General features: G+C 68.4%; 18 protein-coding genes and 2 tRNA genes. 11 read left to right on the plus strand and 9 right to left on the minus strand.

Annotated features, from left to right (window positions below; all coding sequences use genetic code 11):
• Nucleotides 1-74: 74 nt before the first annotated feature.
• Genes NDI79_RS19035 through NDI79_RS19050 form a run of 4 tightly spaced genes read right to left on the minus strand, consistent with a single transcriptional unit; the run spans nucleotide 75 to nucleotide 4,673 of the window.
• Nucleotides 75-965, minus strand: a complete 891-nt coding sequence (locus NDI79_RS19035) for an FAD binding domain-containing protein (RefSeq protein ID WP_310930280.1) — start codon at nucleotides 963-965, stop codon at nucleotides 75-77.
• Entirely contained in the window at nucleotides 965-3,421 is a 2,457-nt protein-coding gene (locus NDI79_RS19040) for a xanthine dehydrogenase family protein molybdopterin-binding subunit (protein ID WP_310930281.1), read from the minus strand. Before NDI79_RS19040 ends, NDI79_RS19035 begins: the two co-directional genes overlap by 1 nt.
• Nucleotides 3,418-4,023: a (2Fe-2S)-binding protein gene (locus tag NDI79_RS19045; protein WP_310930282.1), complete on the minus strand. Its 606-nt coding sequence runs from the start codon at nucleotides 4,021-4,023 to the stop codon at nucleotides 3,418-3,420. The genes NDI79_RS19040 and NDI79_RS19045 overlap by 4 nt, the downstream gene beginning before the upstream one ends.
• A gap of 2 nt (nucleotides 4,024-4,025) precedes the next feature.
• On the minus strand, nucleotides 4,026-4,673 hold the full coding sequence (locus NDI79_RS19050; protein WP_310930283.1) for an SRPBCC family protein: 648 nt from the start codon (nucleotides 4,671-4,673) through the stop codon (nucleotides 4,026-4,028).
• A gap of 193 nt (nucleotides 4,674-4,866) precedes the next feature.
• On the opposite strand from NDI79_RS19050, the gene NDI79_RS19055 reads away from it, so the two are divergent.
• Entirely contained in the window at nucleotides 4,867-6,117 is a 1,251-nt protein-coding gene (locus tag NDI79_RS19055) for a molybdopterin molybdotransferase MoeA (protein WP_310930284.1), read from the plus strand.
• A 51-nt stretch (nucleotides 6,118-6,168) separates the two neighbouring features.
• Here the strand turns inward: NDI79_RS19055 and NDI79_RS19060 are convergent, their stop codons facing one another.
• Nucleotides 6,169-8,100, minus strand: a complete 1,932-nt coding sequence (locus NDI79_RS19060) for an ABC transporter ATP-binding protein (RefSeq protein ID WP_310930285.1) — start codon at nucleotides 8,098-8,100, stop codon at nucleotides 6,169-6,171.
• Nucleotides 8,101-8,320: 220 nt separating this feature from the next.
• Between NDI79_RS19060 and NDI79_RS19065 the strand changes: the two genes are divergently transcribed.
• The 9 genes from NDI79_RS19065 to NDI79_RS19105 all read left to right on the plus strand — a co-directional run bounded on the left by NDI79_RS19065 (nucleotide 8,321) and on the right by NDI79_RS19105 (nucleotide 15,179).
• Nucleotides 8,321-8,581 (plus strand): HalOD1 output domain-containing protein, encoded by a 261-nt coding sequence (locus tag NDI79_RS19065; protein WP_310930286.1) that lies wholly within the window; start codon nucleotides 8,321-8,323, stop codon nucleotides 8,579-8,581.
• Nucleotides 8,582-8,817: 236 nt separating this feature from the next.
• Nucleotides 8,818-9,246, plus strand: a complete 429-nt coding sequence (locus NDI79_RS19070) for a CopG family ribbon-helix-helix protein (RefSeq protein ID WP_310930287.1) — start codon at nucleotides 8,818-8,820, stop codon at nucleotides 9,244-9,246.
• Between the two features lie 273 nt (nucleotides 9,247-9,519).
• On the plus strand, nucleotides 9,520-10,590 hold the full coding sequence (locus NDI79_RS19075; protein ID WP_310930288.1) for an ABC transporter substrate-binding protein: 1,071 nt from the start codon (nucleotides 9,520-9,522) through the stop codon (nucleotides 10,588-10,590).
• Nucleotides 10,587-11,426: an ABC transporter permease gene (locus NDI79_RS19080; RefSeq protein WP_310930289.1), complete on the plus strand. Its 840-nt coding sequence runs from the start codon at nucleotides 10,587-10,589 to the stop codon at nucleotides 11,424-11,426. The genes NDI79_RS19075 and NDI79_RS19080 overlap by 4 nt, the downstream gene beginning before the upstream one ends.
• Complete coding sequence (locus NDI79_RS19085) at nucleotides 11,423-12,223, plus strand: ABC transporter ATP-binding protein (RefSeq protein WP_310930290.1); 801 nt, start codon at nucleotides 11,423-11,425, stop codon at nucleotides 12,221-12,223. The genes NDI79_RS19080 and NDI79_RS19085 overlap by 4 nt, the downstream gene beginning before the upstream one ends.
• 262 nt (nucleotides 12,224-12,485) lie before the next feature.
• Nucleotides 12,486-13,166 (plus strand): energy-coupling factor ABC transporter permease, encoded by a 681-nt coding sequence (locus tag NDI79_RS19090; protein ID WP_310930291.1) that lies wholly within the window; start codon nucleotides 12,486-12,488, stop codon nucleotides 13,164-13,166.
• Entirely contained in the window at nucleotides 13,166-13,489 is a 324-nt protein-coding gene (locus tag NDI79_RS19095) for a cobalamin transport operon protein (RefSeq protein ID WP_310930292.1), read from the plus strand. Before NDI79_RS19090 ends, NDI79_RS19095 begins: the two co-directional genes overlap by 1 nt.
• A 2-nt stretch (nucleotides 13,490-13,491) precedes the next feature.
• On the plus strand, nucleotides 13,492-14,304 hold the full coding sequence (locus NDI79_RS19100) for an energy-coupling factor transporter transmembrane component T family protein (RefSeq protein WP_310930556.1): 813 nt from the start codon (nucleotides 13,492-13,494) through the stop codon (nucleotides 14,302-14,304).
• A 68-nt stretch (nucleotides 14,305-14,372) separates the two neighbouring features.
• The gene (locus NDI79_RS19105; protein ID WP_310930557.1) at nucleotides 14,373-15,179 is read left to right on the plus strand and encodes an energy-coupling factor ABC transporter ATP-binding protein; all 807 of its coding nucleotides are present in this window, start codon (nucleotides 14,373-14,375) and stop codon (nucleotides 15,177-15,179) included.
• A gap of 101 nt (nucleotides 15,180-15,280) precedes the next feature.
• On the opposite strand, the gene NDI79_RS19110 is transcribed toward NDI79_RS19105, so the two are convergent.
• A tRNA-Ile gene (locus tag NDI79_RS19110) sits at nucleotides 15,281-15,355 on the minus strand.
• 104 nt (nucleotides 15,356-15,459) lie between these two features.
• Nucleotides 15,460-15,532, minus strand: a tRNA-Asn gene (locus tag NDI79_RS19115).
• Between the two features lie 145 nt (nucleotides 15,533-15,677).
• Here NDI79_RS19115 and cca point away from each other — a divergent pair.
• The gene (cca, locus tag NDI79_RS19120; protein WP_310930293.1) at nucleotides 15,678-17,081 is read left to right on the plus strand and encodes a CCA tRNA nucleotidyltransferase; all 1,404 of its coding nucleotides are present in this window, start codon (nucleotides 15,678-15,680) and stop codon (nucleotides 17,079-17,081) included.
• 9 nt (nucleotides 17,082-17,090) lie between these two features.
• Here the strand turns inward: cca and NDI79_RS19125 are convergent, their stop codons facing one another.
• Both NDI79_RS19125 and NDI79_RS19130 read right to left on the minus strand, forming a co-directional pair.
• Nucleotides 17,091-18,107: a histone deacetylase family protein gene (locus tag NDI79_RS19125; RefSeq protein ID WP_310930294.1), complete on the minus strand. Its 1,017-nt coding sequence runs from the start codon at nucleotides 18,105-18,107 to the stop codon at nucleotides 17,091-17,093.
• Nucleotides 18,108-18,539 carry a histone family protein gene (locus NDI79_RS19130; protein ID WP_310930295.1) on the minus strand — a complete coding sequence of 144 codons (432 nt, stop codon included), beginning with the start codon at nucleotides 18,537-18,539 and terminating at the stop codon, nucleotides 18,108-18,110. It abuts the gene before it with no gap.
• Between the last annotated feature and the right edge of the window lie 122 nt (nucleotides 18,540-18,661).

Here is an 18,661-nt window from a genome sequence, read left to right on the forward strand (position 1 = left end):
GTCGCGGCGGCCGCGAGCGATTCGGGGGAGCGTCCCCGCCTTCGCCCGCGACGGTCCGGGTCCCGTCCGTCTGCTCAGTCGGCCGCGGCGGACGCCGAGACGCGTTCGCTCGCGTCCTGCAACGCCCGCTTCGTGTACACCTCCAGCAGTTGGGCGCGGAACGCCGCCGAGGCCTGCAGGTCGTCCATCATCATCGCCTCGTCAAGGTCGTCCGCCGCGCGACTCGCGGCCGCCTCGATGGCGTCGTCGCCGAGGGTTTCGCCCGTCAGGGCGTCCTCGACGGGTTCGAGTCGGACGCCGTGGTCCATCACGCCGTTGGCGGCCACCTTGACGGAGGAGACGGCGTCGCCGTCCGTCGCGACGAGCGCCGAGACGCCGACCATCGGGTAGCCCGACGCCGGACTCGGTTTCTTCGCGTACGTCCCGACGGCGCCGTCCGCCGACGGCAGTTCCACGCGCACCAGCAGTTCGCTCGGGCCGAGGTCCGTCGCGTACATGCCGAAGAAGAACTCCTCGGCGGGGACCGAGCGCTCGCCGTCCGGACCGTGGACGACGAGCGTCGCGTCCGAGACGAGCGCCGGCCCCGGCAGGTCCGACGCCGGGTCGGCGTGCGAGAGGTTTCCGCCGACTGTTCCTCTGTTCCGGACCTGTCTGTCCCCCAACTGCTCGATGGCCGCCGTCAGCGCCGGCGCGTGCTCGTGCGCGTCGTCGGCGTCGAGCACCTCGCTGTAGCGCGTCATCGCCCCGATGGTCAGCGTGTCCCCGTCGCCGGAGACCCCTCGCAACTCCTCGACGCCGCTGATGTCTATCAGGACGTCGGGGCTGGACAGCCCCGTCTTCATCGCCGGGAGCAGGCTGTGTCCCCCCGCCAGCAGTTCGGTCTCTTCCATCGCGTGCTCTTCGAGCAGGTCGACCGCCTCCGAGACCGACTCGGCCTCGTAGTAGTCGAACTCGTCGGGGAACATCAGTTCTCACCTCCCTCTTCGGTGGTCGCGGCGTCGGCATCTCTCGCCCCGTCGCCGCCGTCCGCCGTCGCCTGCTCGTTGACGGCCGTCCACACGCGTTCGGCGGTCATCGGCATCTCGACGGTGTCGACGCCGAACGGTTCGAGGGCGTCGGTGACGGCGTTGACGACGGCCTGCGGCGCGGCGATGGTGCCCGCCTCGCCGACCCCTTTCACGCCCAGAGGATTGTGCGGGCACGGCGTGACGGTCGATTCGGTCTCCATGTCGGGGATGTGCAGCGACTTCGGCACCGCGTAGTCCTGCATCGACCCCGTCAGCAACTGCGCGTTGTCGTCGTAGACGGCGCCCTCGTAGAGCGCCTGTCCGATGCCCTGCGCGACGCCGCCGTGAATCTGCCCCTCGACGATTTTGGGGTTGATCTGGTTGCCCACGTCGTCGACGGCGACGTAGTTCTCGAACTCGATTTCGCCCGACTCGGGGTCGACCTCCACGACTGCGACGTGCGTGCCGAACGGGAAGACGAAGTTGTCCGGGTCGTAGAAGGAGGTGGCCTCCAGCCCCGGTTCCATGTCGTCGGGCATATCGTGCGCGAGGTAGGACTGCTGGGCTATCTCCTTGATGCCGAGCGAGCGGTCGGTGCCGGAGACGGCGAACTCCCCGCCCGCGAACTCCACGTCGGCCGGGTCGGCCTCGAGTTGGTGAGCCGCTATCTCGCGGGCCTTCTCGACCAGTTTCTGCGAACTCTTCACGAGGGCGCTGCCGCCGACCGCGGCGGAGCGAGAGCCGTAGGTGCCCATCCCCTGCGGTATCTCGTCGGTGTCGCCCTCGACGACTTCGACGTCCTCGTACGGGATGCCGAGTTCGTTGGCGACGATTTGGGCGTAGGTCGTCCCGTGGCCCTGCCCGTGCCCGGACGTCCCGCAGAAGGCGGTGACGGTGCCGGAGGGGTGGAACCGGACCAGACTGGACTCCCAGAGGCCGGCCTGCGCGCCGAGTTGCCCGGCGAGTTCCGAGGGGGCGAGGCCGCACGCCTCGATGTAACAGGAGAAGCCGATACCGAGATATCGGCCCTCCTCGCGGGCCTCCTTCTGCCGTTCGCGGAAGGCGTCGTAGTCCACCGCCTCCAAGGCCTTCGCCATCGGCTTGCCGTACTCGCCGCTGTCGTACTCGACGGCCACCTGCGTCTGGTAGGGGAAGGCGTCGTCGGGGACGAAGTTCTTCTGTCTAAACTCCGCAGGGTCGACCCCCGCCTCGCGCGCCCCCAAGGAGGCGAGTCGCTCGACGAGGAACGACGCCTCGGGGCGGCCGGCGCCGCGGTAGGCGTCGACCGGCGGGACGTTCGTGTACGCACCCGTCACCGAAGCGTGGATGGCCGGGATGTCGTACTGCCCGGAGAGGAGCGTCCCGTACAGATACGTCGGGACGGCGGGCGCGAACGTCGAGAGGTACGCGCCGAGGTTCGCCTTCGTGTCCACGCGCAGGCCCGTGATGTTCGCGTCGTCGTCCATCGCCAACTCCGCCGTCGTGATGTGGCCGCGGCCGGGGGCGTCGGTCTTGTACCCCTCCGTCCGCCGCGAGGTCCACTTGACGGGGCGTTCGAGGTCCCGCGCGACGAGGGCGACGAGGGCCTCGTCGGCGTAGTGGTGTATCTTACAGCCGAACCCGCCGCCCACGTCGGGCGCCTTCACCCGCAGTTTGTGCTCGGGGTGACCGATGACCCCCGACATGAGCAGGCGGTGCAGGTGGGGGTTCTGCGAGGTCATGAACACGTCCAGTTCGTCGGACCCGGGGTGGTAGTCGGCCACCGCGGCGCGGGGTTCCATCGCGTTGGCGATGAGCAGTTGGTTCTCCAGTTCGAGCGAGACGGTGTGGGCCGCGTCGTCGAACGCTTCTGCCGTTCGCTCCTCGTCGCCGATCTCCCAGTCGAAGGCGACGTTGCCCTCTGCGTCGTCGTGGAGTTGCCCCGCCTCGCCGTCGAGCGCCGCCGCCGGGTCGGCCGAGGCGTCGAGGCGGTCGTAGCTCACGTCGACGGCGTTCGTCGCGTCGTGGGCGACGTAGCGGTCCTCGGCGACGACGACGGCGATGGCGTCGCCCTGATAGCGGACGCGGTCCTTCGCCAGCACCGGATGGTCGACCTGCCGGAGGCTTTCGAGGAGCCACCCCGTCGGGATGAGCAGCGACCCGTCGCGCGACACCGCCTCGTCGGCCACGTCGTCGTGGGTGTAGACGGCGACGACGCCGTCCATCTCCTCGGCGGCGCTCGCGTCCACGTCCTCGATTTCCGCGTGGCCGTGCTGGCTCCGGAGAATCGCCATGTGGAGCATCTCCGGCAGTTGGATGTCGTCGGTGTACTCCGCGTCGCCCGTGAGGAGCGAGGGGTCCTCCCGGCGTTCGATGGCCGAGCCGAGGATGTCCGCGGCGTCGACGTCGTCGGGGTCAAGCGAGTCGATGCTCATCGGCTCTCACCCTCGTCGGGCCAGCGGACCTCGCAGCGGTCGGCCGTCTCCGCGCCGGGACTCGGTCCCGAGGCGCATCCGGCGTCGCCCTCCGCGCGTTCCTCGACGGACCCGCCGTCGGCGACGGCGCCGGAACCCATCGTCTCGGCGGCGTTCTCGACGGCGTTGACGATGTTCTGATAGCCCGTGCAGCGGCAGAGGTTGCCTTCGAGGCCCTCCCGAATCTCCTCGCGGGAGGGGTCGGGATTCTCTTCGAGGAGGTCCGTCGCCGTCATCATCATCCCGGGCGTGCAGTAGCCGCACTGGAGGCCGTGCTCCTGTTGGAAGCCGGTCTGGATAGGGTGGAACTCGCCGTGGTCCGCGAGTCCCTCGACGGTGTCCAGCGTCGCGCCGTCGGCCTGAACGGCCAAGAGCGTGCACGACTTGACCGCGTCGCCGTCGAGGTGGACCGTACACGCGCCGCACGTGCTGGTCTCACAACCGACGTTCGCGCCGGTGTAGCCGAGTTGGTCCCGCAGGGCGTGGACGAGCAGCGTCCGCGACTCGACTTCGAGTTCGTGTTCTGTCCCGTTGACCGTCAGCGTGATGTCGTGTTCTGCCATGGTTAGTCCGAATCGCTCGACCGACCGAGCACCCGGTCGACGAGTCCGCGGTCGCTCTCCGCCCCGTCCGACTCCGCCGCGTCGCCCTCGGTATCGACGTCCGAGAGCCGCTGTTCGTCCAATTTGTCCTCGACCGACGAGAAGAACCGCTTGACGACGCGGTTGGCGACGGGGTTGACGACCCGTTGGCCCATCTGCGCCACCTTGCCGAACACGTCGGCCTCCGTCTCCCAGTCGACGGCGGTTCCGTCCTCGGTCTCCGAGAGCGTCATTCCGGAGGACATCTCGAAGGAACTGTTGCTGGAGGAGCCCTCGCCGACGGCGGACATCTCCGGGTAGTCGCGCTCGTCGATGGTGACCACCGTCTCGAACGTCGGGTTCACCGGACCGACGCTTATCTGCATCAGGGCGGCGTAGTGGTTGCCCTCCTCGAACGCTCGCCCGGCGATGACCTCCGGGTCGCCGGTCAGTTCGACGTCCCGGTCGGCCGTCCGTTCGCGCAGGGCGTCGAAGTCGGGGTCCGGGTCGTCGACTTCGACCAAGAACTGACAGCCGGGGAGCGACTCCTCGACCAGGACGGGGTCCGAGAGGGCGAGCCACACCTCCTCGACGGACGAACCCTCCAGCTCGAACGTCCCGCTAAACTCCATACCGCCACCTCTTGGCACGTGTCATCATAGTCCACGAAAACGGTTCGAGCGTGTATTTATAATGCTTTGCCCTTATGATTATATAAGGTCATATGCACTCCCCGATTCGACGACACGGCGGCGACGCGAGCGAGCGAGGCTCCCGCGAACGAGTCGCGTCCGTGCGGACGCGCGGCGGGCGCGGGCGGCGAGCGTGAGCGACGCCGAGCCGATTCGGCGGGCGGCCGCGGTCGAACGCCTGCTCGAACTGCGCGCCGCGCGGCCCGACGCGCCGACGGAACGGGTCGAACTCGCCGCGGCCGCCGGTCGGACGCTGGCCGAACCGGTCGTCGCCGGGCGTGACGTGCCCGAACGCGACCGGGCGACGATGGACGGGTTCGCCCTCGCGGCCGACGACGACTACCCGCTGACCGTCGTCGGCGAGGTGTTTCCCGAGGACGACGCGCCGACGATACGGCGGGGAGAAGCCGTCGAGATAGCCACCGGCGCGCCGCTTCCCCCCGAGGCGGACGCGGTGCTGATGCGCGAGGACGCGACCGTCGGGGACGGCCGCCTGTCCGGTCCCTCGCTCGCGTCGGGGACGAACGTCTACCCGGCGGGCGCGACGGCGGCGGCCGGCGAGCGTCTGCTCTCGGCGGGCGAGACCGTCGACCCGCGACACGCGGCGCTCCTCCGGGACGTCGGCGCCGACGCCGTGACCGCAGAGCGACGCCTGAGCGTCGGCGTCCTCGCCACAGGAACGGAGATTCGCGAGGGGCGGCAACCGGACCGCGACTCGGAGATGCTGGCGAACCTCGTCCGCCGGTGGGGTCACCGCGCGGCGATTCTCGACGCCGTCCCCGACGAGGAGGCGGCGGTCCGCGAGGGAATCGAGGCCGCCGCGGCGGACCACGACGCCGTGCTGACGACCGGCGGCACGAGCGTCGGGCACGCGGACCACGTCGTCGGGGTGCTCGCCGAACACGAGACGCTGTTTCGCGGCGTCGCGCTCAGGCCCGGCCGACCGGTCGCCGCGGCGACGGTGAGGGGAACGCCCGTGTTCGCCCTGCCGGGGAAACCGATGGCCGCCCACGCGGCGGCGACGCTGGTGCTCCGGCCCTACTTCGTCGGACGCGACCGACTGCCGACCGTCGAGGCGACGTGCGCGGCGCGAGTGACCCTGCCGGGGGGCGAGAACGAATACGAGTACGCCATTCCGGTGACGCTGGAAGACGGCTCAGGTCCGGCGGTGGGGCCGGGGGCGGGGTCGGAGTTGACGGACCCGCCGACGGCGACCCCCCTCGGACACGCCGCCTCGTCGTTTCCGCTGTACGGGGAGCGGTTCGCGCCGGGACGGGTCGCGTCGAGCACGCGAATCGCGCTGGCCGACGGCGTGGTCCTGACCCGCGCGGCCGTCGAGAAGGGGGAACGGGTCGCCGTCGTCCCGTACGGCGTCGTGGAGTGAGCGAGGCAGGCCGTCGCTCGTTCCGATGAGAGACCGCCGGCGTCGCCGCGTTCAGTCGTCCGCCGTCGCCTCCGGCGCCGCCGCGTCGGCCTGCCGACCCCAGAGGTCGGCGTACGCGCCGTCGGCGGCGACGAGGTCGTCGTGCGTACCCCGCTCGGTGATTTCGCCCTCCTCCAGCACGATTATCTGGTCGGCGTCGCGGATGGTCGAGAGGCGGTGGGCGATGACGAACGCGGTCCGCTCTTCGACAAGTCGGTCGAGGCTCTCCTGGATGAGTTCCTCCGTCTCGGTGTCGACGTCGGAGGTGGCCTCGTCGAAGACGATGATGGCGGGGTCGTTCAACAGGGCTCGAGCGATGGCGATGCGCTGGCGCTGGCCGCCCGAGAGCTTCACCCCTCGCTCGCCGACGCGCGTGTCGTAGCCCTCGGGGAGGTCGCGGACGAAGGCGTCGGCCTCCGCCGCCTCCGCCGCCGCGACGACTCGCTCGCGGGTCGCCTCGTCGTCCTCGCCGTACCACTCGGCCTCCAAGGCGTCGGCGTCGCCGTAGGCGATGTTCTCGGCCACCGTCCCGGAGAACAGGTACGGGTCCTGCTCGACGATGCCGATTTCGTCGCGGAGCGCCTGGAGGTCGTAGTCGCGGACGTCGACGCCGTCGACGCGGACGGCGCCGTCGGCGGGGCCGTCGCCGTCGACGTCGTGGAAGCGGGCGATGAGTTTCAGGAGCGTCGACTTCCCCGCGCCCGTCGGCCCCGCGAGGCCGACGGTGTCGCCGGCGGGCACGTCGAGGGAGACGTTTCGGAGGACGGGGTCGCGGTCGCCGTAGGAGAACGTGACCGAGTCGAACTCGACGTCGCCCGCGACCGTCTCGGGGCGGTGCGGCGACTCGGGGCTCGTCACCTCGGGGTCGCGCCCGAGGAGGCCGAACACTCGCTCGGCGCTGGACATCGCGAGTTGGTACTTGTTGGCGGACTTGCCGACCCGGCGCATCGGCGAGTACAGACGACGGAGCAGGAGGAAAAAGAGCGTGAATCCCCCGAGCGTCAGCGCGCCGTTCTCGCCCGGCACGCCGGTGATGATGTCGGTGCCGCCGACGAACAGGACGACGACGAAGACGACGCCGGTGAGCAGTCGAAGCGCCGCGAAGAACCCGCGGCGAATCCGCAGCGCCGAGACCTTCTCGTCGTGGTAGGCCTGACTCTGCTCGGCGACGCGTTCGCGCTCGAAGCCGTAGCGGTCGAACGCCTTGATGACCGCCGCGCCGCCGAGGTTGTTCTCCAGCCGGGTATTCAGCCGCGCGACCGTCTCGCGGATGGATTTGTACCGCGGTTCGATCCACGTGAGGAAGCGACCGCTCGCCACGCCGATTATCGGGACGGGCGCCAGCGCCACCAGAGCGAGTTTCGGCGAGTACGTCCACAGCACGAACGCGATGCCGCCGACCGTGGCGATGACGCGGATGAGCTGACGGAACTCCGTGTTGAGGAACTGCTCCAGCCGGTTGATGTCGCTGTTGAGGATGGACATCAGCCCGCCGGTCTGGTGGTCGACGAAGAAGGACATCGAGAGGTGTTGGATGTGGTCGTAGGTGTCGTTCCGGAGGTCCCGTTGGACCTTCTGCGCCGTCGCCTGCAGGAGGTATCGGGAGACGAACCGCGTCACCGACCGGACGAGATACGCGAGGACGGCGACGGCGACGAGGCGTTCGAGGAGGGCGAGCCGCGCCGCCTGCGTGGTTATCTGCGCCGCCGGCAGAACCCCGAGGTCGGTCAGCATCCCCGTCTCCCCCGACTGGCGGATGGCCCGGTCGATGGCCGCCGCGACGACGATGGGCGGGACGAGTCGAGCGAACCGCGTCAGGAACGCGGCGAGGACGCCGAACGTCAGCCGGACCCAGTACGTCCGCGCGTAGGCGAGGAGGCTCACCATCGGGTGACCGTCGACGTTGTCGCGGACGCGTTCGAAACCGCCGTGGTCCGGTGGCATTGCCGTCCGTATCGGACGCGCGCTCAAGTATCCGGTGGCTCCGGCGAAGCGGTCTGCGGACGGGAGCGGTCCGAGCGCGGACGGACGACCGGTCCCGTTCGTCGCTCGGGACCCATCCCCGGGGGCCCCAAGCGCTTTGCCGCACCTATCACTTTAGCCCTCACGGACTACCCCCCGCGACGCGTTCGGAGACGTACCCGGTCCCGCCGCACCCCTCCCGATGTCCGACACACACTCGACGGTCACGCCCAGTCCGCGAAGCGCCAGCGAGAACATCATGTACGAAATCGTCGCGACGGTCGCCGAGGCGAAGGGCTGCGACCCGACGACCCTGCGCCCCATCGCCGAGGTGATGAACACCGAGGCCGTCGAGACCGTGCTCTCGAACCCGGAGGTCACCATCTCCCTCGGCTTCGAGTACGAGGGCGGCCTCGTGCGGGTGAGCGAGGCGGGCGTCGAGTACGAAGTGACCGACGAGTAGCGCGCCGGGGTCCGTCTCGCGGGCGGGGAGATAATCGAAGCCAGTGGTATGCGGCACCACGCCATTTTTCTTTCCGTCGACTCCTTGTCCGCCTACCGTCCGGAAACGGCCTCGGACGGACGGACGGACGCGGCGAACCCGTCCCGACGTTCGAGCGTCGGCGTGCGGTGTCGATAGACGCGGTGGAAAACGGCCGTGTACTAATCTTTAATATATCGTGGCGACTCGGTTGTTATATGACGGTCGTCAGCGTTTCGATGCCTGAGGAGCTTCTCAACCGAATCGACCAGTTCGCGGACGACCACGGCTACACCGGGCGGAGCGAAGTCCTCCGCGAGGCGAGCCGAAATCTCCTCGGCGAGTTCGAGGACAAGAAACTGGAGGACCGCGAACTGATGGGAATCGTCACGGTCGTCTTCGATTACGAAACGACGAGCGTCGAGGAGAAGATGATGCACCTCCGTCACGAACACGAGGACATCGTCGCCTCGAACTTCCACAGCCACGTCGGCGGCCACCACTGCATGGAACTGTTCGTGTTGGAGGGCTCACTCGAGGAGATATCGACGTTCGTCGGGAAGATCAGAGCGACGAAGGACACGCTCACGATAGACTACTCGGTGCTGCCCGTGGACGACTTCGGACCGCTCGCGGGCATGGACTGAGTTCGCCCGAGCATCCGAGCGCCTCGGTGCGACCCCGGACGGACGCGTAGGCGGCTTCCGCACGGGAGCGCCGACTGTCCGACGAGCGACGGGGGAGGCCGCCGGGATAGGCAGGCGACGGAGCGGTCGGTTCTCTCTCGTCTGACGGGTCGTAGTGACGGTCGAACTCTATTATTAATCCGCCAGACGGCAATCGCGGTAGAGCGTGAAATATTAAAATCTACCCTCTAAATCACAACTGTTATTATTTCTTAGCTTAGTGTTACCAACACGATGGTTCGATTTACGCGCCGAAAGCTGCTCCGGAGGGCGGGTGCGAGTGCGGTCGCGACCGCGGGAATCGCCGGTTGCGTCGGCGGAGCGAACGAGTCGTCTCGCACGACGGGCGAATCGTCGGATGCCGGGAACGGGTCAGTCGACTCTCTGACCGTCGCGTACGTTCCGATCTATCCGAACATGCAGCAGTACGTGATGACGGAGGAGGGCTACTACGAGAACGTCCCGGCGGACGTCACGGTAGAGCGGTTCAGTTCGGGGCCGAGCGTCGTCAAGGCGTTCGCCAGCGGCGACGTCGACGCCGCGTTCTTCGGAATCTCTCCCGCGATGGTCCTCGCCGACAAGGGCACGGACGCCGGCATCCTCGCGGCGAACTCGCGGAACGGGTTCAAAATCATGGGGACGAGCGAACTCGCCGACCTGTACGAGCGGGAAGGCGAGACCGCGTTCGAGGCGTTCGAGAGCGAACACGGTCGGAAGGTGCGGTTCGGCGCCCCTCCGGACGGGAGCGTGCCCGACGTCGTGCTTCGATACTGGATTCAGGAGGACCTCGGCGCGGGCGAGATGGAGCGCGTCGTCAGCAAATCGAACGTCCCGCCGGCGAAGGCGGTCCAGACGGTTCGGTCGGGCGATATCGACGCGACGATCGTTCAGGAGCCGTTCGCGACGATTATCGGCCGGCAGGAGGGCTTCGAGGAACTCGTCTGGTCCGGCGACGTCCTCGAGAATCACCCGGTCACGGTGCTGTTCGCGAACCGCCGGGTGCTCGACGATAGCGACCTCTCCCGGTCGCTCGTCGAACAGCACGCCGCGGCGACCGAGTTCGCGGCGGACTCGCCGGACGCGGCCGCCGCGCACGCCGCGTCCGTAATCGGGTCCGGAGTGAGCGAGCAACTCGCGAGGGCCGCCATGGACTCGCGGGCGTCCGAGTTCATCTCCGACCCGCACGCGATCACCGGCCAGACCGCGACGATGGGCGAGTTCGTCGCGAGCGTCGGGAACATCGAGGAACCGGTCGCGACCGAGGACCTGTTCGCGTTCGGGCCTTACGACGCACTCCAGCGATGAGCCTCGGAACCGACACCGACTCGGACGCCCTGGTCGCCGCCGCGGAGGGAGACGCGAAACGGTACCTCCGCGGATGCGGCGGTCTCCTGGCGTTCCTCCTCGTCTGGTGGGTCGGCGCGACGACGACCCAGCCGTCGTATCTGGTTCCGAGTCCGCTCGGTTCCGCGCGCGCGTTTCTCGACCTGTTCGCGACTTCGACCGCCGTCGTAGTCCCGGTCTGGGGCTCGAGTCTGACCCTCCCGACGGGGCTCGCGCACCTCGCGGAGACGCTGTTTCACTACGTCCCCGGCCTCCTCGTCGGCGCCGGGTGCGGAATCGGTCTCGGCTTGACGATGGGCTGGAACGGCGCGCTCGACGACTGGTTACGCCCGCTGGTCCGGGTGCTGCGGCCGATTCCGCCGTTGGCCTGGGTCGTCTTCGCCATCGTCTGGTTCGGCATCGGCCACACTGGCGCGGCGTTCATCGTCTTCGTGGGCGCGTTTTGGATCAACTTCTACGGGGCGTACGGCGGCGTCGAAGGCGTCTCGAGCGACCTGACCGACGCCGCGTCGACGCTCGGCGTGGAACGCGACCTCTCGATGCTGAAACTCGTCGCGCTTCCGAGTGCGGCCCCCCAGGTACTGACGGGGTTCCGAACGAGCATCGGTCGTTGCTGGATGATCGTCGTCGGCGCCGAGTTGTTCGGCGCGCCCGGCGTCGGCTACGAAATCATCAACGCGTCGAACAACCTCGCGATGGCGACCAGCGTCGCGTACATGTTCCTCATCAGCCTCGCGTTCCTCTGTATGGACGTCGGCTTCCGACTCGTCGAACGGAGGGTGCTCGCGTGGCGATGAGCGAGCGAGCGACCGCAGACCGGGAGTCCGGTGGGAAGATACGCGTTCGAGACATCGGCAAGTCCTACGGGTCGACGCGGGCGCTCGAAGACGTCTCACTGTCGGTCTCGGAGGGAGAGTTCTGCTGCATCGTCGGCCCGTCCGGGTGCGGAAAGACGACCCTGTTGCGTGCCATCGCCGGTCTCGACGACCCGGACAGCGGTTCGATCCTCGTCGACGGGAACCCGGTCACCGACCCGGGCCTAGACCGAGGGATGGTCTTTCAGGAGTACGCGCTGTTCCCCTGGCGAACCGTCCGGGGGAACGTCCGATTCGGTCTGGACCGGCCCGCCTGCGAGTGTGCGGACTGCGAGGCGCGGGTCCGGGAGTTGGTCGACCTCGTCGGTCTCGACGGGTTCGAGGACGCGTACCCGAAGGAGCTATCGGGCGGCATGAAACAGCGCGTCGGAATCGCCCGTGCCCTCGCCGTCGACCCGGAGATTCTCCTGATGGACGAGCCGTTCGGGAGCGTCGACGCGCGGACGCGCGACCGTCTGCACGCCGAACTGCTCGACATCTGGGCGCAGACCGAACAGACCGTCGTGTTCGTCACGCACGACATCGACGAGGCGGTGACGTTGGCGGACCGCGTCGTGGTCATGGACGCCGACCCGGGGACCGTGCGGTCGACCCTCTCTATCGACGTAGAACGCCCCCGCGAACGGACGGCGCACGAGTTCGTCGACTACGTGGCGAGGATCAGGGACGAACTCGGGGGCCCGGCAGACGTCGGCGGCAAGCGCCGTCTTGGCGACTGATCCGGTCGTCGTCGAGGCTTTCCACGGCGATATCGTGCGATGTATCGAGACCGTCGGGAGACAAGCGAGTCAATTCCGGTCGAGACGCGCCGTCGACGCGGCGAATGCGGAAATCGGTGAACCGTGTCCGATAGCAGTCGGCCGATCGAAGAGGCGGCGGTCTTCCTGCCAAGTATATTCCCAGTTGTCCATCATAGTTGTTATCTTCTAAAAGAGCCCATGGTAACCTTATTATGCTATCTCGGATTATTAGCAAGTACCCATGGCACACATCCATCTCGGAGAAGGGGCGTTCCCGCTCTGGGCACTGATTCTCTGGACGCTTTTGGGCGTCGGATTGGTCGGTGCCGTCGTCTACCGGGTCCGGAAGGGCGGTCTCAAGACGCACCAGATCGCGCTCGCGGGAATCGGTGCGGCGGCGAGTTTCGCCATCTTCCAGTTGAACATCCCCGTCTGGGGCGGCATCCACATGAACCTCACCGGTCTCGTGGGAATCCTCGCCGGTCCGCTGCTCGGCACGCTCATCGCGCTGGTCGTGAACATCTTCTCGGCCGCACTCGGACACGGCGCGGTCGGTCTCCTCGGCGCGAACACGCTCGTCAACGCCACCGAAGCCGTCGTCGCCTACTACGCCTTCAAGACGCTGATGCGACAGGACTGGGACGTCTTCCCCGCGAGCGCCGGCGCCGCGACGCTCGGCCTCTCGGCGGGCGCGTTCCTGATGGGGGCAATCATCGTCGTCAGCGGCGTGAACGGGAGCGCGCTGCCTCGCGGTGATCTGGCCATCGCGGTCGCCGGTCTCGTCGGACTCAATCTCGGCGTCGCCGTCGTCGAGGGGATCCTGACCGGATTCATCGTCCAGTTCCTCGCGTCGGTTCGTCCCGATCTCGTCGGCCTCGCGGACCGCGGCGCCCGCGAGGAATCGAGCGGGGTGACGGCCTGATGCAGCGCTGGAAGCAGTACGGCGGCCTCCTCGGGCTGTTCGCGGCCTGTTTCGCCGCCGGACTGTGGGGCTTCACGTCGACCGGCGGCGCGCTCCCGTGGGCGAAGCGTTCCGCGCAGGCCCTACAGCGCGGCGTGCAGGAGAGCGGCGGCGCACTCGTCGACCTCGGTCGCGGCGTCGTCGTCGCCGGGCCGATTCGGAAGGGCGGCATGATGTTCGAGTACGGGGCACTCATCGCCGTTCTGGTCGTTCTCGGCGCCGGGCTGTACGTCTACGTCGACCGATACGGCGGCCTCGACGACGGGGAACGCCCGTCCCGGTGACCGTGACGGCACTCTCGAATCACGTTCCGGACCCCCGCCTCATCACCGCGTTCGCGGAGCGTCGGGACGGACCGCTGCACCGCGTCAACCCGTGGACGAAGGTCGGGGTCGTCGGCGCACTCGTCCTCGCGGTCACGGTGTTCGACCGCCTCGCGCTCCTGGCCGGACTGTACGGCACGGTGCTCTTCGTCTACGGCCTCGCTGGACTCCCGTACCGCCGCCTGATCGGCTGGTACACGCTTCCGCTCCTGTTCATCGTCTCCGTCGCCGGACCGCTGGCGTTCCTCGAACCGGGCGTACCGATCGGCGGCGCGCTCTCGACGCCGCTCGGCGAACTCTCGGTCACGTGGGCGGGCCTCGCGCTCTTCGCGGAACTCGGCTGTCGGTCGCTCGTCGTCGTCACGTTCACGCTGACGGCGTCGATGACCACGAAGTACACCGACGTCGCGTACCTGCTCGGGCGATTGCTGCCCCGACCGATCGACCAGATCGCGCTTCTCACCTATCGATTCACGTTCGTCATGATCGAGACGCTCGAAGACCTGGTGAAGGCCGTCAGCTCTCGGGGAGCGAACCTCTCGGAGTTCTGGTCGAACAAACGGCTGTACGCGAGGATCCTCGGGATGACCATGCTGTCGGCCATCGAGCAGTCCGAACGGCTCGTCAAGTCGATGGAAGCCAGAGGATACAACGGCGACATCACGCTGTACGGCGACGTCCCCCGGCCGCCGGCCCGCGAACTGTTCGTCGTGGTCGGTTCGTACGTCGCCGTCGTCGGCTACGCGGCGGTCGCGGTCTACGGGGTGGGAGTGTGAGCCGAGACGAGACGCCGCTCGTCCGCCTCCGGTGTGAGGCGCACACGTATCCCGACGGAACGGTCGGGATGCACGACGTCGAGTTCGACATCCACCCCGACGAGGTCGTCGCCCTCGTCGGCGGTAACGGCGCGGGGAAATCGACGCTCCTCGAACATCTGAACGCGACGCTCGTCCCCGACGACGGCGAACTGGTCGTCGACGGCACGCCGATTACCGGGGACAACAGGGCTCACGCGCGGAAGGAAGTCGGCTTCGTGTTTCAGGACGCCGACACGCAACTCGTCGCGCCCACGGTCCTCGACGACGTGATGTTCGGTCTCCGGAACTACGGCGTCCCCGCTGACGAAGCGAAGCAGCGCGCTCGCGAGGCGCTCGCGACCGTCGACGCGAGCCACCTCGAAGAGCGGATTCCGCACTACCTGAGCGGCGGCGAGAAACGCCTCGTCGGCCTCGCCGGCGTGCTCGTCTTAGACCCGAGCGTAGTCGTACTCGACGAACCCCTCGCGGGACTCGACCCCGAGCGCTCCCGGCTGGTCGCCGACCGCATCCGGCAGATTCACCGGGACGGAATCAGCGTCGTCCTCTCGACCCACGACCTCGATTTCGTCACCGAGGTCGCGGACCGCGTGTGCGTGATGGCCGACGGCAACGTCGTCGGGAGCGGCACGCCGCGGGAGGTGTTCTACGACGACGCGCTGTTGGCGGAAGCGAATCTTCACCCGCCGACCGCCGTCCGAGTGGCCCGCGACGCCGGACTGGATGCCGCCGCGCGGCCCGTGACGGAAGCCGAACTCGTGGCTCTGCTCGCGGGAACCGGCGAAGTGGAGACCCTACAGGCCACCCCGGCCGGTGGAAGTGAGGCGAGTGAATGACCCCAGCCTGCTTCCCCGGCGCTGTCGACAGCCGTTCCGTAAACTCGCGCCGAAGACGGGGGTCGAGAAGTACGGCGGATTCGAAGAGTACAGTCGAGAAGTGGGCCCTGACGGATTCGAACCATCGACCACTCGGTTATGAGCCGAGCGCTCTAACCAGACTGAGCTAAGGGCCCGATTCGTCCTCACGTTCCCGGGGGCGCCTCTTTAGCGTTACCGTTGCCATCGGCCGACCGCAGGACGGAGCGACCGCTTCGGAGGCGGGTTCGGGAGGAAACGACGCCGTCGCCAGGACTCGAACCTGGGACCACCTCGTTAACAGCGAGGTGCTCTACCAACTGAGCTACGACGGCTCGGGCGTGCGTCTGCACTCAGTTGTACACCGAGGAAGTTTGATAGGGCTTTCGTTTTTACCCGACGGATGCGGGGTGTGAGCGTACGACCGGTGCGATTCGCACCGACACGCTTTCGCCCGCCGGCGGACAACCGGCGAGCGACATGCCCGAGTCGGACACCGAGGAACTCTCGCGCGTCGTCGCCCGCGTTCGCGAGCGGATCGACCCGGACGCGACCGAACGGGCGGCGCTCTCCGAAGCCGTCGACGCGCTCTCCGCTCGCGTCGAGGAGGCGCTCGACGAGTTGGGCGTCGCGGCCGACGTCGTGCAGGTGGGGTCGACGGCGCGCGGGACGTGGGTCTCCGGTGACAGGGATATCGACCTGTTCGTGCGCTTTCCGGAGGAGACGGACCGCGAGTCGCTAGAGCGCTACGGGTTGGCCCTCGGCAACGAAGTCCTTCCGAACGGGCGGGAGGAGTACGCCGAGCACCCGTACGTGACCGGCGAGTTCGAGGGGTTCGACGTGGACCTCGTCCCCTGTTTCGACGTCGAGGACGGCGCGTCGCTCCGGTCGGCGGTCGACCGGACGCCGCACCACAACCGGTATCTTGAGGCTCGCTTGGACGACGAACTCGCCGCCGAGGTGCGCGTGTTCAAGCGGTTCCTGAAAGGCATCGGCGCGTACGGCAGCGACCTACGAACGCGGGGGTTCTCCGGCTACCTCACGGAGTTGCTCGTCCTCGAACACGGGGGGTTCGAGTCGCTGCTTCGGGCCGCCGCCGACTGGCATCCGCCGGTCGAGTTCGACCCCGAGAGACACGGCACGCGGTCGTTCGACGACCCCCTCGTCGTCGTCGACCCGACGGACCCGACGCGGAACGTCGCCGCCGTCTGTACGGCCGAGAACGTCGCCCGCCTGCAACACTACGCGCGCGAGTTCCTCGCCGACCCGCGCGTCGAGGTGTTCTTCAGCGATGACCCCGACCCGCTCTCGGCGGAGGAGGTGCGCGAACACGTCCGCCGACGGGGGACCGAACCGCTGGCGATAGCGTTCGACGCCCCCGACGTGGTCGAAGACCAACTCTACCCGCAACTGTACAAGTCCATCGCGGGCGTCGAATCGGAACTGGGTCGAAGGGGGTTCGACCCCCTGCGGACGGCGACGTTCGCGGACGACCGGGCCGTCCTGTTCGTCGAACTCGCCCACCGGACGCTCCCGAACGTCGAGCGCCACGGCGGCCCGCCGGTGCACGTCCGGGAGCACGCCGAGGGATTCTACGACGCCTACGCGGGCGACGCTGACGGTAACGGAGAAAGAGACGGTGACGACGACAGTAACACCTACGGCCCGTTCCTCGACGGCGACCGCTACGCCGTCGAACGCGAACGCGAGTTCACCGACGCCGTCGACCTGCTGGAGAGCGAGGCGCTGTTCGAGGTGGGGCTCGGTTCGCACGTCGAGTCGTCGCTGGCGGACGGATACGAGATACTGGCCGACGAAGACGTCGGAGAACTCGCCGACGAGTTCGGCGTCGAACTCGCGCGGTACTTCGACCCGCGGCCCTGATTCGAGAACTCAGTCGTCTAGGCCGTGCGCGTCGCGCAGTTCGTCGGCCAGCGACACAGTCTCCTCGTCGGGCTCTTCCTCTAACTCCAACGGCGTCCGGCCGTCGAACGTCTCGTGGACGATGGCGACGCCCTCCGAGAGCGTGTCGAGGCCGTAGCCGCCTTCGAGGACGAACGCGAGGCCGGCGTCGACGTCGTCCGCAATGCTCCGGACGCCGCCGGTCATCCGCGCGTACCCCTCAGTGGAGACGCGCATCCGCGAGATGGGGTCGTGCCGGTGCGCGTCGAACCCGGCGCTGACGATGAACAGGTCGGGGTCGAACCGTTCGACCGTCGGTCGGAGCACGTCCTCGACGAGCAGTTGGTAGTCGGCGTCGCCCGCGCCGGCCGCCAGCGGGGCGTTCAGCGTCGCCCCCTCGCCGTCGCCCGCGCCGCGTTCGTCCACCTCGCCGGTGCCGGGGTAGAGGCCGTCTTCGTGTACCGAGGCGTAGAACACGTCGCCGCGGTCGTAGAAGATGTCCTGCGTGCCGTTGCCGTGGTGGACGTCCCAGTCGAAGATGGCGACTCGGTCGACGTCCACCCCGTCGGCGTCGAGGACCGTCTGGGCGGCGACGGCGGCGTTGTTGACGAAACAGAAACCCATGGCGTCGTCTTCGACGGCGTGGTGTCCCGGCGGGCGGCCGAGCGCGAACGGCGTCTCACGGGCGTCGGCGCCCTCAACGGCCGTGCGGGCGGCCCACTGGGAGAGGCCGGCCGAGGCGAGAGCGGCGTCCCACGTCTCCTCGGAGGCGACGGTGTCGGGGTCCCAGTTGCCGCCGCCGGACTCGCAGAACTCCCGAATCTCCGCCACGTAGTCGTCGTCGTGGACCGACGCGACGTCCTCGTCGGTTGCGGGCGAGGCGTCGACGTACTCCGCGCCGTGCCGCTTCGCCAGCGCCCGGCGGATGGCCCGGAGACGGTCGGCCGTCTCGGGGTGCCGCTTGCCGGTGTCGTGTGCGAGGCAGGTCTCGCTGTAGCCGAACTGCATCTACTCGAAGAGGGAGAAGTACGTCTCGATGTCTTCCGCCTGTATCGTCCGGCGGTCGGCGTGTCGAGCGAGTTTCGCCGCGGCGCCGGCGACGTTGTCGGCGTAGTCTTCGAGGATGTCCGCGAGGGCGATGCGGGCGTCCATCGAGACGCGGTAGCGGTCGTCGACGTCGAGGCGTGCGATGCGGTCGATGGGGGCGATGGGGAGTTCGAGTTCGTTCCGCCGGACGACCTGTTCGACGCCGAAGTCCGACGCCATCAGGGTCTTCCGACCGTCCGCGCGGGCGCGTTCGGCCGCGTCGATGGCGAGCTCCGAGCCGCGCCGCTGGATGCGGCGGGCGAGTTCCTCCGCCGCGTCGGCGCTGACCCGAAGGTCACCGGCGTTGCGGCGGATGATCGTGTCGACCGGTGCGAACGGTAGCTCGACACTCATACCCACATATGCCGGGCGTGCGGCGTATAATCCTTTCCGTAACGGCTCTCGGCGTCTCTCCGCGGGCGTGGCGGCGCGGACGCTCGCGGGGGCGCGGCCGAACGCTCGGACGCACGACAGGT

Source organism: Halogeometricum sp. S3BR5-2, from assembly GCF_031624635.1.
Lineage (GTDB): Archaea > Halobacteriota > Halobacteria > Halobacteriales > Haloferacaceae > Halogeometricum > Halogeometricum luteum.

Bases quoted from the DNA above. Each gene is read 5' to 3' on its own strand.
- NDI79_RS19085 (WP_310930290.1), top strand. From the start codon at position 11,423: ATGAGCGAGCGAGCGACCGCAGACCGGGAGTCCGGTGGGAAGATACGC.
- NDI79_RS19095 (WP_310930292.1), top strand. From the start codon at position 13,166: ATGCAGCGCTGGAAGCAGTACGGCGGCCTCCTCGGGCTGTTCGCGGCC.
- NDI79_RS19060 (WP_310930285.1), bottom strand. From the start codon at position 8,100: ATGCCACCGGACCACGGCGGTTTCGAACGCGTCCGCGACAACGTCGAC.
- NDI79_RS19040 (WP_310930281.1), bottom strand. From the start codon at position 3,421: ATGAGCATCGACTCGCTTGACCCCGACGACGTCGACGCCGCGGACATC.
- NDI79_RS19090 (WP_310930291.1), top strand. From the start codon at position 12,486: ATGGCACACATCCATCTCGGAGAAGGGGCGTTCCCGCTCTGGGCACTG.
- NDI79_RS19045 (WP_310930282.1), bottom strand. From the start codon at position 4,023: ATGGCAGAACACGACATCACGCTGACGGTCAACGGGACAGAACACGAA.
- cca (WP_310930293.1), top strand. From the start codon at position 15,678: ATGCCCGAGTCGGACACCGAGGAACTCTCGCGCGTCGTCGCCCGCGTT.
- NDI79_RS19050 (WP_310930283.1), bottom strand. From the start codon at position 4,673: ATGGAGTTTAGCGGGACGTTCGAGCTGGAGGGTTCGTCCGTCGAGGAG.
- NDI79_RS19130 (WP_310930295.1), bottom strand. From the start codon at position 18,539: ATGAGTGTCGAGCTACCGTTCGCACCGGTCGACACGATCATCCGCCGC.
- NDI79_RS19080 (WP_310930289.1), top strand. From the start codon at position 10,587: ATGAGCCTCGGAACCGACACCGACTCGGACGCCCTGGTCGCCGCCGCG.
- NDI79_RS19035 (WP_310930280.1), bottom strand. From the start codon at position 965: ATGTTCCCCGACGAGTTCGACTACTACGAGGCCGAGTCGGTCTCGGAG.
- NDI79_RS19125 (WP_310930294.1), bottom strand. From the start codon at position 18,107: ATGCAGTTCGGCTACAGCGAGACCTGCCTCGCACACGACACCGGCAAG.
- NDI79_RS19105 (WP_310930557.1), top strand. From the start codon at position 14,373: ATGCACGACGTCGAGTTCGACATCCACCCCGACGAGGTCGTCGCCCTC.
- NDI79_RS19070 (WP_310930287.1), top strand. From the start codon at position 8,818: ATGACGGTCGTCAGCGTTTCGATGCCTGAGGAGCTTCTCAACCGAATC.
- NDI79_RS19065 (WP_310930286.1), top strand. From the start codon at position 8,321: ATGTCCGACACACACTCGACGGTCACGCCCAGTCCGCGAAGCGCCAGC.
- NDI79_RS19075 (WP_310930288.1), top strand. From the start codon at position 9,520: ATGGTTCGATTTACGCGCCGAAAGCTGCTCCGGAGGGCGGGTGCGAGT.